Raw genomic sequence first — 12,851 nt, forward strand, 5'->3', positions numbered from 1 at the left:
GCTAAATAAGGATTAAACATTCTATCTCTTGTATCCTATAATGAAAAGAATTGCCCTTTTGTGTTTTACCTTCTTCGTACTAATTGCCCCTTCATTTTCCCAGACCTCGGTAGAAAAACTCATTGCGCACTTTCCCTTTGATGGTAATGTGAGAGACGTTAGCGGCAATAATCACCAGGCCACGGTAAGAGGAGCTACTTTAACAACAGACAGGTTCAACACTCCCAACCGCGCTTACTATTTTGATGGCCTTGATGATAATATTGTGTTGGGGAGCAGTTTTGACCTTATACCCAAAACCATCAGTTTCTGGTTTAATGCCCATACCATAGATGCAAACTCCAGGGTGATTTACGCCTCTGATAACCCAGATCTGAACTATGGCATCACGGCGGTCGAAATTAAAACAATTGTGGGTCTTCCTAAATTAGCCACCCATATCACCAGTTCAAGAGACACCGCAACTGTGGTACTTAACACCTGGCATTTCTTCACCATTACCGTGAACGATGACTCTACCCATTTCTACTTGGATGGGGTTAAATTGAAAAGCAGAGAGCGGACCGGTTACCCGAGATCAGACACGGGGGTACCGCAAACCATTGTGGGGTCACATAGACAAGGGAACACCGGCAGCCTTTTCTTCCACGGCAAGATAGATGATGTAAAGATCTATAACCGGGAACTAACAAAGGAAGAAGTGAAAGTCTCTTACCTCGGGCTCTCCATCGATTTAGGCGAGGACTTCTGTATCAGACCGAATCAGATAGGCTTGGTGCCAGCCACGGGTTTTGAAAGTTATTTATGGAGCAATGGCTCAACAGAGCCTACATTAAGGGCTACCCAACCAGGGAATTACAGCCTCATTGCAACAGATAGATTGGGAAACAAATACTACGGTGAAATAAAGATTTCCGCCTGCCCCCAACCTGATTTCACCTACACGTTTGACTGCAAATCCAACACGTTCACCTTCTCCCCCATCCTGAACTTTCCCTATGACCGTTTTCATTGGAAATATGACAAGCAGATTGTACCCAATATTCTATCGCCGGCGCATAAATTCTCCACGGAAGGGGTAAACCAGGTTTCTTTGAACGTGTATCATAAAGGAGAAGAATACACCATTGACAAGTTCATAACCTATACCCAAAGCGTAACCCCTTACCTGGGCAAAGACACTACGCTCTGCATGGGAAATACGCTCACCCTTCAGCCCGAGATTCTGAAAGGCACTGCCCTTAAATGGTCTGATGGCTCTACTGGAACGTCGCTGGTTGTGTCTTTGCCGGGCACCTATTGGGTAGAGGCCACCCGGGGAGATTGTGTCATCAGGGATGAAATTGTAGTCAGCAACACCACCTGCCAGGAGGAATTCATAAGTCAGGTGATGATTCCGAACATCTTCACCCCGAACGGTGATGGGCAGAATGATTTCTTTCAAATACAGAACCTTAACGCTGCTGTCAAAAACAAACTGACAGTTTACAACCGCTGGGGCCAACAAGTATTCCATTCCCCGGATTACAAAAACGAATGGACCGGTTCTAAACAGGAAGGCGTGTTTTACTACGTGTTAACCTTAGGCGCAAAAGGCGACGTTTACAAGGGTTGGGTGGAAGTCATCAGGTAAACTTTGCCATTTACCTGAATGATAAAAAGAGAGCGGCCTGCTTCTGTAAAGATCTCAGGCCGCTCTCTTTTTATTAGGTTACAGATATTAAAATACTAGTCAAAACTTGTGGTTAGTTGCCTCAGCAATCCCAGCAATTCTGTCTCCCGGCGACCTTCCGGATAGTTTTCTTTGATGATATTCCTGGCGTTTAAGGCTCTTTGGCTATTATCAGCGGTAAGTGCCGTTTTCACCAAGGTTTCTAGCAGTTCCACGTTTCTTTGGGCCAGTACATACCCGCTCCCTTGAATGATATCAACCATCCCTCCTACCTGGCTTACCACCGGTACGCAGCCACACAGCATACTTTCACTCAGCGCATTGGGAAAGCCCTCAGACATGGAAAGTTGCATATAGAAGGTATGCCCACTGTAAACAGATTTCAAATCATGCAGAGGCATTTTGGGCAGCAGTTTCACGTTGACAGGTTGGTCCGGAAACCGGAAACCGGCTGGCGCTCCTACGATAGTGAAAATCGCCTCAGGTACCCGGGCTGCTACCTCCAGAATCAAATCCAGTCCTTTGAGCCGTTGGGTGAACCGCATGTCCAGGCCCGCACAAACCGTAAGAAAGGCGTTGGGTTGTCTCGTTAAGGTTAAATCTGGCTGCCAGAAATCGGCATCATAGCCGTTGTAAATTGTAGTATGCGGGGTTCTGAGGTTTGGGCAATGAAAGCGGAAACCCTGATGCGGGTAGTCGTTGGGCTGGTACCTATACTCCTGCCACACCAGTTTCTCATGTACCGGCGCGATGTGCGCAGCCAACTCATATGACCAGCGCGCGAACCGCCCCAACAGCGGATTAGCAAAAACTCCGTACCTAATGCTAGGGAAAGCCACGCAGTCGGTGCCGCCGGCCACTAAGAGGCAGGGTTTTCGGGCTATTTTACCAAAAAGAGCCGGAAAAAAGGAATGATAGCCGGCAAACATGCATACCAATGCCTGGGCGCGCCAGATATGCCGCAACAGAAAAACCACCTGACCTAACCAAACCAGAGGCGTTTGCCATTTCTTCTTCGGCAGAAATCCCTGGTGACGCACCTCGTACTGCTGTTCCATGAACCGCAAGTCTTTCACCACGAAGGATGACTGGGCCGGGTAAAAATAAAGCAGAACGGGTTTACGCGCAGACATAGAAAATCAGGCTAAAAACGCTATAGCCACTTAGAGGACAGGTCCTGCAGTTTGAGGTCTACTTTAGATTTTGGTTGCACAGTTGCAGGTACTAGGCGTTGCTTCAGGATAATCCATTGGTAGTCTTCCACCTGCGAGAACAGCGAATAGCTTTCCAGTTTGTGCAGGTACAGACCCGCGGCGTAGGTGTTACGCAGGAGCTCGTCGGTGTGAATGGGTTGGTCAATGACCTGCAGTAACTGCGGCTGATGCTCGCGCACCCAGGTCAGGTACAGCGGGTGCGGAATGTTGATGGCCACGACGGAGTTCTGGTGCAAATGCAGGGCGATTACTTGAAATAGATTAGGGTGCTGCTCCAGCGGGATATGCTCAATCACATCGGGCAGCACCACAAAGTCAAACTTCTCCGGGCGGTTGAAATCGGTCATGTCTGAGACGGCAAACTCAGCATGGTTGAACTGCTGATTGAAGCGGCGGGCCATGTCAATGCTCTTCGGGCTGATATCTACAGCCAGAACTTTCCCCTGCGGCGTGGCTTTGGCCAGCAGGTGCGTCACGGTGCCGATACCGCAGCCAATCTCCAGCACTTTGGAATCGGACTTCAGGCCGGCGGCTTTCAGGTTCTTGAGGATGGTCCGGTGCCGGATGTGAATGCCTTTCTTGAACTGCTGCTCGGTATAGTCGTCGTAAAAATCAGATACTGACATGGGTATTCTTCTGGGGCCGTGAAGCCGTTACTTTTTCAATTCGTAAATACGCTCAATGATCTCTACCACTTTGAGGCCTTCCAGGGCATTGGTAGTGGCGAAGGTCTTTCCTTTTAACGTGTCAATCACGTTCTCGAAGATGAAGTGGTGGTTGGCGGCGCTGCCTTTGTAGTGGCCGTAGTCATTGGCCGGGCTGCTGGGCGGAAGCTCCGGCATCACGTAATCCTGCACGTGGCAGTACTCCACCTCATTCATGTACTGTCCGCCTACCTTGATGCTGCCCTTCTCCCCAATGATGGTCATGCTGCTTTCTAGGTTGGTGTCCCAGACAGAGGTGGAGTAGTTGAGTGTGCCGGCGCCGCCGTTCATGAAGTCAAAGTGGATGAGGCCGCTGTCTTCAAAGTCCGTAAGGTTCTGGTGGTTGAAATCCATAAAACGCCCGTGGATGTTCTTGATGTCCCCGAAAAGCCAGTACATGATGTCTATGAAGTGGCTGAACTGAGTGAACAATGTGCCGCCGTCCAGGGCCTGGTTGCCTTTCCAGTTGCCGGGTTTGTAGTAGCGGTTGTCACGGTTCCAGTAGCAGTTGATCTGCACCAGGTAAATCTGGCCCAAACGCTGCTCAGAGATCATCTCCTTGAGCCACAACGAAGGCGGACTGTAACGGTTCTGCATCACACAGAACACCAGCTTGGAGGTCTGCAGTGATTTGTAGATGATGCGCTCGCAATCGGCTTTGGTGAGGGCCATGGGTTTCTCGCAGACTACGTGGCTGCCGTTCTCCAGGGCCAGCATGGCCTGCTCGGCGTGAAAACCGTTGGGCGTGCACACGCAGATGACATCGGCCTTGGGGCCCGAGGCCAGGTATTCTTCCATGCTGGTGAAGAAAGGTACACCGAAAGGCTCCACTTCATCCAGGCGGGCCGGATCGGTGTCCACCATGGCCACCAATTCTCCCTCTGGGTGGCGCTGCACCATAGTGGCGTGCCGCTTGCCAATGTGTCCCGCGCCGATGACGGCAAACTTTATCTTTTCTGACATCTGGTGTCTTGTATGCGTTTCTGCTTTATTTTAGGGAAAACAGCCCTAAAACAATGGGATGTGTGATAAATCTGGAATGAAGAATAAAGATTAGTTTTCCTTCTTAAAGCTTAGTTTACCGGTTTAATCTTTGAAAAACCCGATCACTGCCTCTGCAATGTAGTTCTGCTGGTCCTCGGTCAATTCAGTGTGCATGGGAAGGGAAATTACCTTATGGCAGAGGTCCTCAGACACGGGGAAGTCACCGGCTTTGTAGCCCAAGTAGGCATAGGCTTCGTGCAGGTGCAAAGGCACCGGGTAGTAGACCATGCTGGGAATTCCTTTTTCCTGCAGGTGGTTTTTCAAGGCATCGCGCTTCTCAGCGGGCACCTGGAGCGTGTACTGATGGAAGACGTGGCTGCTGTAAGAGGCCAAAGAAGGAATTTTGATACCCTCCACCTCGGCAAAGTAAGCATCGTACACCCCGGCAGCTTTCTGGCGACGGTAAATGAAATCATCCAGTTGGGTGAGTTTTACGTCCAGCAGGGCAGCCTGCAACGTGTCTAACCTGGAGTTGACGCCCACGCGGGAGTAGTGGTATTTCTTCTGTTGCCCGTGGTTGGCAATCTGCCGCAAGGTCTCGGCCAACTCATCGTCCTGCGTGAAGATGGCGCCCCCGTCTCCCATGCAGCCCATATTTTTGGACGGAAAGAAAGAAGTGGTGCCGATGTGCCCGATGGTGCCCGCGAACGAGGTGCCGCCCTCGGCGTCTATGTACTGCGCCCCGATGGCCTGGGCATTGTCTTCAATCACGAACAGTTCCTGCGCGATGGCCAGGTCCATGATCTCCTCCATGGGCGCACATTGGCCAAACAAATGCACCGGCATGATGGCCACGGTCTTCTCCTTAATGGCGGCCCGCACCTTGGCCGGATCAATGCAGAAGGTATCTGGCAGCACATCCACAAACACCGGCTTCAGTCCCAAAAGGGCAATCACCTCGGCGGTAGCCACATAGTTGAAAGCGGGAACAATCACCTCTCCCCCGGCGGGCAAATCCAAGGCCATGAGCGCGATCTGCAGAGCATCGGTGCCGTTGGCGCACGGAATCACGTGGTTGACCTGCAGGTACTGGCTCAGGTTCTGGGAGAAGGATTTCACCTGTGGTCCGTTGATGAAAGCGGTACTGTCTACCACTGCCTGCATGGCAGCATCAATCTGGGGTTTCAGGCGCTGGTACTGACCTTTAAGGTCTACCATCTGGAGCTGGTTCATGTATTCAATAGAAAAGACAAATATAAGTTTTGTAACCGGAACCATACGTACTTATCCGCGATAATCTGGCGCTGAACGGCAAGAAAGGCTTTATACACCTTTAACGGTAAAATACAATATACTAACACAATCATCTACTTACTTATGTTAAACGAAACCTCTGTAAACCTTTCACGTTCAAAGCAAATACAATTACCATGTTCCATAAAACAACCTATAGACTATGAAAATGTACAATCCTGTTAAGAAAAACGCGCTGGTGTTTGCGGCGGCTTTTGGGCTGACGTTCACCCAGTTTGCGTGTAACCGCACGGAAACTACGGATACCGCGACTTCTACAGATACCAGCACCAGTACCGCCGCCGCTACTACGCCAGACCAAGCCTACAACGACTATAAAACCCACGTAACCACCCTGGAGTCTGATGTACAGCGCGGCTGGGACACTACCACCGCCGATGCCGATGCCCGAATGAAACAGTGGCAATCTGACTATGAGGCGAAGCGTACAGCGGTGGCACAGTACGAGAATGATTTTGACGAGAACCGCCGCCAAGAATACACTGAGCTGCAGTCTAGATACAACACCGCCTGGGCTACCCGTGAAGAACAGTACAACACCTGGCGCATGAACCACCAGGGAACCGGTATGGCCTCTGACTCCACCCGAAGCACTTCAAGTCACACAGCTTCTTTGGATGAAGGCAAAATCTCCACCTATACTGCCACGAACATCAGAACGGCCTATGAGGATTTCGTGAAACACGTGGAAGCCCACAAAGCCGGGTTCACTAACGAAGACTGGAGAACCGTGGAGAAATACTGGAACCAGTTGGATGACCGCAAGAACGCCATCCAGAGCCAATTAACTGACAAAGACAAATGGGAGATTGCCAAGGCCAAAACCAAATACGTGGCCATGAAAAACACCAACAAAGCCGGTAACACCGCTTCCAAAGTTGGTTCAGACGTAAAAGAAGTTGGCAAAGACGTGTCTAACAGCAAAGTAGGCGAAGCCACCAAAGATGCCGGTAAAGCGGTGGGTAACACCGCCAAAAAAGCCGGACAGAAAATTGGTGACGCCGTGAAACGCGATAACTAATCTTCTTACCTCCTTCTAAACAAGAAAGCCTCTCCAATCTGGAGGGGCTTTTTTATGCCCTTTGTTTTAACCCCGGATTTAGGAAAACAGGCCAAAAGCAGATTACTTTTTCAGGTACTTATCTAGCAGCAGCAGACGGTACAGGTCAAACATGTGCAGGTTGGGCCTTCGGGAGACCAGGTTCTTTTTCAGGAGAGGGAAAAGCCAATTACTGTTTTCCCGTAAAAGCTGCCCTACTTTCCATTTGGTGAGGGAGGCATGCGCTTTCATAAGCTTGGTCTCCTCTCCCAAGCCGTACTTCTGATATAGTAGCACCAGGTTATGAATGGCCTGTTGCGATTTGAGCAGAAACACCTCAGCAGGCTCCAGGCCCAGGTGCCAGACAGGATTGTCAATATGCTGGACTGGAATGTTGTGTTGCTGCAAACGCCAGGCGAATAGCGTGTCCTCGTGGCCGTAACCGCTGAGTTCGTTTTTGGGAAAACAGGCCAGAAACACCTCTTTAGGCAGGAACAGGTTGCTGGAGAAGACGCGCTGGTAGGGATTCTTCTGTCTCTCCCGGGCGGAGGCCTCCTCGCGGGACTTGCCGTATTTCCAGCGGAGTTCCTGGCCAGCGGGCGGAGATCCTTTGTACGCGACGCCGCCAACCGCTACTCCTTCATCACCAGCGGCAAGGTACCTTTGCAGAAAATCCGGGTAGACGGGCTGTACGTCATTATCCAGGAAAAGCAGGGTGGCGAATCGGGCCTCCTGGGCCAGTTTGTACCTGATCTGGGACCGACCGATGTTTTGGGACATTCCTTGGTAAACCACCCCTAAAACGCCTTTTAGTGATTTGTTCTGGTGCTGGGTTTCTGGATTGGAGCCATCGTCATACACCCTGATTTCAAAGGTGATGGGCAAGGAACTGGCTTCCTGGCGAAGGGTTTCCACCAGCGCCAGTACGTTTTGGTTGTAGACGGGAATGAGTATGGATACCTCAGATACCATCTATGAGGGAGAACTCCTCGCGGGTAGAATCCAACACGTAGCCTCTCTCGCACTTTAAAATGCGGCGCGGATAGCGTTTCAGGATGTGGTGGTTGTGGGTGGCCATGAGCACGGCCGTACCGCTGTTGTTGATCTCCTGGAACAGGTCCATGATGCCGTGGGTCACGTCGGGGTCCAGGTTACCGGTGGGTTCATCGGCAAACAGGATCAAGGGCTCGTTCAGCAAGGCCCGGGCAATGACCACGCGCTGCTGCTCCCCGCCCGAAAGCTGGTGCGGCATTTTATTGGCCGAGGAATCAAGGCCTACGCGCATGAGCACCTCAGAGATGCGGTTCTTGATGCGAGACTTATCACCCCAGCCCGTGGCTTTAAGCACGAACTTGAGGTTATCGGCTACGGAACGGTCAAACAAGAGCTGGAAATCCTGGAAGACAATGCCAATCTTACGGCGCAGGAACGGCACCTGTTTCCAGGTAAGCGTATGGATGTTGTAACCTGCCACTTGGGCGGTGCCTACTTTCAGGGGGAGATCGGCGTAGAGGGTTTTCAGGAGCGAGCTTTTGCCGCTACCGGTACGCCCTACCAGGTACACAAACTCCCCTTTCTCAATGGTAAAGGTCACCTCAGACAAGACGGTGTTCACATCCTGAAAAATAGACACTTTGTGCAGCGCCACCACTGGGTTAGACGAGAAATCCATAGCAGGTAATTGGTAAAGTAAAATGCTGCCCGGGGCAGCGGAACATCATGTGGTAAAGGCTTTGAACCTGTCGGTCAGCTTAGCAGGCGTTTTGTCGCCGTTTTCCTGAAAACAGGCTTAAATCTCCAGCTTCTGCAGTTTGCCAAACTCAAGGCCGGCAATGACGGAGGCCAGTTCCTCTTCTTTGTTGTCCAGGCCGTAGCGGTCCAGGTTCTTTAGCGGCCGGTCGGCCCGGAAATAGGCAATCAGCACGAAATTCTCATCGCGCAGCTGAATGTAATCCGGAATCTTGGCCTTGCCCTTTACTTTGATGATGTACACTCCTATTCAGTTAAGAACCAGGAACCAAGCATCAGGAGTAAAGCCTTGGCAAGCCAAACCTTTCTTCCTGATGCTCAATTCTAAATTGATTACGCGTTCGCTTTCTTGTGGTCAGCGAGGAATTTGGCCAGGCCGCTGTCGGTGAGTGGGTGGTTCAATAGACCGGTGATCACGTTCAACGGGCAAGTCACCACATCGGCCCCGATCTCGGCGCACTGCACCAGGTGCATCACGTGGCGTACCGAAGCAGCCAACACCTCCGTAGGGAAGCCGTAGTTCTGGTAGATCTGCACAATCTGCTCAATCAGGTTCAAGCCATCGTTCCCGATGTCGTCTAAGCGGCCCACAAACGGAGACACGTAGGTAGCGCCGGCTTTGGCGGCCAACAAGGCCTGACCTGCGGTGAAAACGAGCGTGCAGTTGGTTTTGATGCCTTTGTCTGTGAAATATTTGATGGCTTTCACGCCGTCGCGGGTCATGGGAACCTTCACCACAATGTTCGGGTGCAGCTGGGCCAGCTCCTCTCCTTCTTTCACCATGTTGTCAAAATCCGTGGCAATCACCTCGGCGCTGATGTCACCGTCCACAATCTCGCAGATGTCGCGGTAGTGCTTCATGACGTTGTCATACCCCACAATGCCTTCTTTGGCCATGAGCGAGGGGTTGGTGGTGACGCCGTCCAGCACGCCAAGGTCATAGGCTTCGCGGATTTCAGCAAGATTAGCGGTATCAATGAAAAATTTCATAGTAGATAGGTTTTGGGAACACAAATCTACTTCAATCTGCCTTAAAACCGAATGGCCGCCGCAAGTATTTTAAGGCAAAGGGATTGCCCTCAGACGCGGGAGTTATAGTTTGATAAAATGGTTTTGTGGCGCTTGTTTAAAGCCTGTTTTTATGAAATCGGGCTTTAAGTAGAGAAAGCCTGGACAGCGCTTTAAATGAAAGTGGAGCTGAGGGACGAAAGGAAATCCGTTGGGGTATGGGCAAAAAAAAAGCGGCAAATCGAGTATCGCGCCGCTCAACCACCTACCCTTGCTCCCTTCCGGGCCTGGGGGAGTTCAGCAGGAGCTGGCCGTACCGATTTGCCGTTGCAAAGATAGGAACACTTTTGTTCACCGCAAGCGGTTTTCTGCCTATTTTCTAAAATTCAGGCCAAAAACGAAGTTATCGAGGTAAATACAAAGGACATGAAACGTGTTAACTCTTGACTATCAACCTAAAGAATCAAGAACACCCTTCTCAATAATTTTTAATCTTTTTGGCTAATCAATTCTTTGCATGGCGGCTTTATCGGCTTTTGCCCTGACAGCGGCAGCAATAACCATCCGAAACCAACCTAAACGCCAGAGCAGGAAGCAAGCGCCTGGAAAAGAAAAACCGTTTCGGGGCTGTTTTTAAGATAACAGCCCCGAAACGGTTAAGATGGGTTTCCCTTAAGGAATTTAGCTTCTAGTTTCCAGAATGACCTCTGATGTTCTCAAAAGTGATATTCAGGTTCCGGCTGGAGCCACTTTGTCTCAGGGCATTTCCTGCGCGGTTAGGGAAGGTGTATTCCGGCACATAGTACTCCAAGCCAAGCTTCAGGTTGACCACCGATCCGGACAGCACCTTGGTTAAGGCGTTGTACAGCAAAGTGGCCGTTCCGTCCAACACCTTCACGCAGCCGGGAGACATGGCGCCGCTGCCATCGGAGAAGGTCTGGCCGTTGTGCACGCAAACGGTGGTAGCGTCTTTCAAAGAGATGGAAGCCGGCAGGTTCTGGATGGTGCGGTTGCTGAAATGCATGGATACCCAGGATCTGGTGTTCACGGTGGAGGTGTCTCTGAAGTACAGGGTCACGCCGTTGTTCTCCTCAATAAAGTACGCCTCCAGTTTGTCCTGCGCGGCCACTTTATAGGTCTTTCCCCGCAGGTTGTTATAGGCCTCTGGGTACATGTTCTGGTACCCGGCATCTACTTTAATGCTGTCTACCATGGAAAAACTGGTGCGGGTAGGTGTGGCCTCGGGGGAAGGCTCTGTAGTGTCTGAATCTGCCTCACAGGCAAACAGAAGGGAGGCAGTGAGCATCACCCCTAAAGCTGTCCGGAAAGGAAGAAGTAAAGTTCTTAACATAGTATCTTTTACTTTGGTTAGTGTCTGTTCTGGTAAACCGCCGCTTGGTCTTGTGCGCCAGGACGGCGGAAGATTACATTTTTGATTATCAAAATGTGTGCCTTCTTTTTGGTTACATAAAATAAGGACTTTTTTCTGACCAATTTGCTAAAAACTTGCCTCAAACGGACAAAAGTACCGGTCAACTGTATTCATAGACAGGCGCTGCAGTCTTCTCCCCTACTCAGCCGCAATTTCATTTTCATGTTTTGAAACGGGCACGTACCTTTGCACATGCCAGAAAAAATTCTCATCCTCGATTTCGGGTCCCAGTACACACAACTGATTGCCCGTCGCGTCCGCGAGCTCAACGTTTACTGCGAAATCCACCCCTTCAATAAAATCCCGGAAATCACCCCAGACCTGAAGGGCGTGATCTTGTCCGGAAGCCCGTCCTCGGTACGGGAAGAAAACTACCCTAATCCAGACATCACTCCGTTTTTAGGCCAATTGCCAGTCTTAGGCGTGTGCTACGGTGCCCAATTGATGGCGCAGGAAGGCGGCGGTGAGGTTATCGCTTCCACCATCCGGGAATATGGCCGGGCCAAGCTCAGCCACGTTGACCACCACAACCTTTTATTGAAGGAGATCACCATTGATTCCCAGGTGTGGATGTCGCACGGCGATACCATCAAGCAAATCCCAGACAACTTTGAGGTCATCGCCAGCACCGACTCGGTGGAAGTGGCGGCCTACAAAGTAAAAGACCAGGAAACCTACGGCATCCAGTTCCACCCCGAGGTGACGCACTCCACCGAGGGCAAAACCCTGCTCCGCAACTTTGTGGTGCACATCAGCGGCTGTTCCCAAGACTGGACCCCAGACCAATTCATTGAAAGCACCGTGGCCGAGCTGCGCGAGCAGATTGGGGATGACAAAGTGATCCTGGGACTCTCCGGTGGCGTGGATTCATCGGTGGCGGCCATGCTCATTCACCAAGCCATTGGCAAGAACCTGTACTGCATCTTCGTGGACAACGGTTTGCTGCGCAAAAACGAGTTTGAGGATGTGCTGCACTCTTACAAAGACATGGGTCTTAACGTGAAAGGCGTAGATGCCAAAGACCAGTTCTACTCCGCGTTGGCCGGGTTAACTGATCCTGAGGCCAAGCGCAAAGCCATCGGCCGCGTGTTCATTGAGGTGTTTGACCAGGAGTCGCACCAGGTGGAAGACGCCAAGTGGTTGGGCCAGGGCACTATTTACCCAGACGTGATTGAGTCTGTCTCGGTGAAAGGCCCAAGCGCGACCATCAAATCACACCACAACGTGGGCGGCCTCCCCGATTTCATGAAACTGAAGGTAGTAGAGCCGCTCAAGACACTGTTTAAAGACGAAGTTCGTTTGGTAGGCAGAACCTTGGGTATCGCTGATACCATCATCGGGCGCCACCCTTTCCCGGGTCCGGGACTGGCCATCCGTATCCTGGGCGACATCACCCCGGAGAAAGTGGCTATTCTGCAGGAAGTGGACCATATCTTCATTTCGTCGCTGAAGAAAACCGGCCTATATGACCAGGTTTGGCAAGCCGGCGCCATGTTGCTGCCCATCCAGAGCGTGGGCGTGATGGGCGATGAGCGGACGTACGAGCGCGTGGTGGCCCTAAGAGCCGTGACCAGCGTAGACGGTATGACCGCCGACTGGTGCCATTTGCCGTATGAATTTCTGGCCGATGTGTCTAACGAGATCATCAACAAGGTGCGTGGGGTAAACCGCGTGGTCTATGACATCAGCTCCAAGCCACCCGCTACCATTGAGTGGGAATAGGTTTAGCACTTAT

At 51.3% G+C, this 12,851-nt stretch carries 12 protein-coding genes and 1 other RNA gene; 3 read left to right on the forward strand and 10 right to left on the reverse strand.

Annotation, left to right across the window (positions count from 1 at the left end; genetic code table 11):
• The first annotated feature begins 40 nt into the window (after positions 1-40).
• Positions 41-1,633 (forward strand): T9SS type B sorting domain-containing protein, encoded by a 1,593-nt coding sequence (locus FOA19_RS15250; RefSeq protein ID WP_149091638.1) that lies wholly within the window; start codon positions 41-43, stop codon positions 1,631-1,633.
• Positions 1,634-1,728: 95 nt separating this feature from the next.
• Here FOA19_RS15250 and FOA19_RS15255 read toward each other — a convergent pair whose 3' ends face one another.
• From FOA19_RS15255 to FOA19_RS15270, 4 genes are all read right to left on the reverse strand, one after another.
• Positions 1,729-2,805 (reverse strand): glycosyltransferase family 4 protein, encoded by a 1,077-nt coding sequence (locus FOA19_RS15255; protein ID WP_149091639.1) that lies wholly within the window; start codon positions 2,803-2,805, stop codon positions 1,729-1,731.
• A 20-nt stretch (positions 2,806-2,825) separates the two neighbouring features.
• Positions 2,826-3,512 carry a class I SAM-dependent methyltransferase gene (locus FOA19_RS15260; protein WP_149091640.1) on the reverse strand — a complete coding sequence of 229 codons (687 nt, stop codon included), beginning with the start codon at positions 3,510-3,512 and terminating at the stop codon, positions 2,826-2,828.
• A gap of 27 nt (positions 3,513-3,539) precedes the next feature.
• Positions 3,540-4,553 (reverse strand): Gfo/Idh/MocA family protein, encoded by a 1,014-nt coding sequence (locus FOA19_RS15265; protein ID WP_149091641.1) that lies wholly within the window; start codon positions 4,551-4,553, stop codon positions 3,540-3,542.
• A gap of 123 nt (positions 4,554-4,676) precedes the next feature.
• Complete coding sequence (locus FOA19_RS15270; protein ID WP_223808921.1) at positions 4,677-5,807, reverse strand: DegT/DnrJ/EryC1/StrS family aminotransferase; 1,131 nt, start codon at positions 5,805-5,807, stop codon at positions 4,677-4,679.
• A 223-nt stretch (positions 5,808-6,030) separates the two neighbouring features.
• Here FOA19_RS15270 and FOA19_RS15275 point away from each other — a divergent pair, with 223 nt between their 5' ends.
• Complete coding sequence (locus FOA19_RS15275) at positions 6,031-6,909, forward strand: DUF6565 domain-containing protein (RefSeq protein ID WP_149091642.1); 879 nt, start codon at positions 6,031-6,033, stop codon at positions 6,907-6,909.
• 102 nt (positions 6,910-7,011) lie between these two features.
• On the opposite strand, the gene FOA19_RS15280 is transcribed toward FOA19_RS15275, so the two are convergent.
• The 6 genes from FOA19_RS15280 to FOA19_RS15305 all read right to left on the reverse strand — a co-directional run bounded on the left by FOA19_RS15280 (position 7,012) and on the right by FOA19_RS15305 (position 11,035).
• Complete coding sequence (locus tag FOA19_RS15280; protein ID WP_149091643.1) at positions 7,012-7,899, reverse strand: glycosyltransferase family 2 protein; 888 nt, start codon at positions 7,897-7,899, stop codon at positions 7,012-7,014.
• Positions 7,889-8,599: a cell division ATP-binding protein FtsE gene (locus FOA19_RS15285; protein WP_149091644.1), complete on the reverse strand. Its 711-nt coding sequence runs from the start codon at positions 8,597-8,599 to the stop codon at positions 7,889-7,891. The genes FOA19_RS15280 and FOA19_RS15285 overlap by 11 nt, the downstream gene beginning before the upstream one ends.
• Before the next feature lie 117 nt (positions 8,600-8,716).
• Positions 8,717-8,920 carry a fructose-6-phosphate aldolase gene (locus FOA19_RS15290; protein ID WP_123128844.1) on the reverse strand — a complete coding sequence of 68 codons (204 nt, stop codon included), beginning with the start codon at positions 8,918-8,920 and terminating at the stop codon, positions 8,717-8,719.
• An 89-nt stretch (positions 8,921-9,009) separates the two neighbouring features.
• The gene (gene fsa / locus FOA19_RS15295; protein ID WP_149091645.1) at positions 9,010-9,666 is read right to left on the reverse strand and encodes a fructose-6-phosphate aldolase; all 657 of its coding nucleotides are present in this window, start codon (positions 9,664-9,666) and stop codon (positions 9,010-9,012) included.
• Positions 9,667-9,913: 247 nt separating this feature from the next.
• Positions 9,914-10,013, reverse strand: an RNA gene (gene ffs / locus FOA19_RS15300) — signal recognition particle sRNA small type.
• Between the two features lie 359 nt (positions 10,014-10,372).
• Positions 10,373-11,035: a hypothetical protein gene (locus FOA19_RS15305; RefSeq protein ID WP_149091646.1), complete on the reverse strand. Its 663-nt coding sequence runs from the start codon at positions 11,033-11,035 to the stop codon at positions 10,373-10,375.
• A gap of 273 nt (positions 11,036-11,308) precedes the next feature.
• Here FOA19_RS15305 and guaA point away from each other — a divergent pair, with 273 nt between their 5' ends.
• On the forward strand, positions 11,309-12,838 hold the full coding sequence (guaA, locus tag FOA19_RS15310; RefSeq protein ID WP_149091647.1) for a glutamine-hydrolyzing GMP synthase: 1,530 nt from the start codon (positions 11,309-11,311) through the stop codon (positions 12,836-12,838).
• Positions 12,839-12,851 lie beyond the last annotated feature (13 nt).

This window comes from Rufibacter hautae (assembly GCF_008271695.1).
GTDB classification, from domain to species: domain Bacteria; phylum Bacteroidota; class Bacteroidia; order Cytophagales; family Hymenobacteraceae; genus Nibribacter; species Nibribacter hautae.

What these genes read in the sequence shown, in the direction of transcription:
- FOA19_RS15285 (WP_149091644.1), bottom strand. Translation starts at nt 8,599, where the DNA reads ATGGATTTCTCGTCTAACCCAGTGGTGGCGCTGCACAAAGTGTCTATT.
- guaA (WP_149091647.1), top strand. Translation starts at nt 11,309, where the DNA reads ATGCCAGAAAAAATTCTCATCCTCGATTTCGGGTCCCAGTACACACAA.
- FOA19_RS15270 (WP_223808921.1), bottom strand. Translation starts at nt 5,807, where the DNA reads ATGAACCAGCTCCAGATGGTAGACCTTAAAGGTCAGTACCAGCGCCTG.
- FOA19_RS15265 (WP_149091641.1), bottom strand. Translation starts at nt 4,553, where the DNA reads ATGTCAGAAAAGATAAAGTTTGCCGTCATCGGCGCGGGACACATTGGC.
- FOA19_RS15305 (WP_149091646.1), bottom strand. Translation starts at nt 11,035, where the DNA reads ATGTTAAGAACTTTACTTCTTCCTTTCCGGACAGCTTTAGGGGTGATG.
- FOA19_RS15260 (WP_149091640.1), bottom strand. Translation starts at nt 3,512, where the DNA reads ATGTCAGTATCTGATTTTTACGACGACTATACCGAGCAGCAGTTCAAG.
- FOA19_RS15280 (WP_149091643.1), bottom strand. Translation starts at nt 7,899, where the DNA reads ATGGTATCTGAGGTATCCATACTCATTCCCGTCTACAACCAAAACGTA.
- FOA19_RS15250 (WP_149091638.1), top strand. Translation starts at nt 41, where the DNA reads ATGAAAAGAATTGCCCTTTTGTGTTTTACCTTCTTCGTACTAATTGCC.
- fsa (WP_149091645.1), bottom strand. Translation starts at nt 9,666, where the DNA reads ATGAAATTTTTCATTGATACCGCTAATCTTGCTGAAATCCGCGAAGCC.
- FOA19_RS15275 (WP_149091642.1), top strand. Translation starts at nt 6,031, where the DNA reads ATGAAAATGTACAATCCTGTTAAGAAAAACGCGCTGGTGTTTGCGGCG.
- FOA19_RS15255 (WP_149091639.1), bottom strand. Translation starts at nt 2,805, where the DNA reads ATGTCTGCGCGTAAACCCGTTCTGCTTTATTTTTACCCGGCCCAGTCA.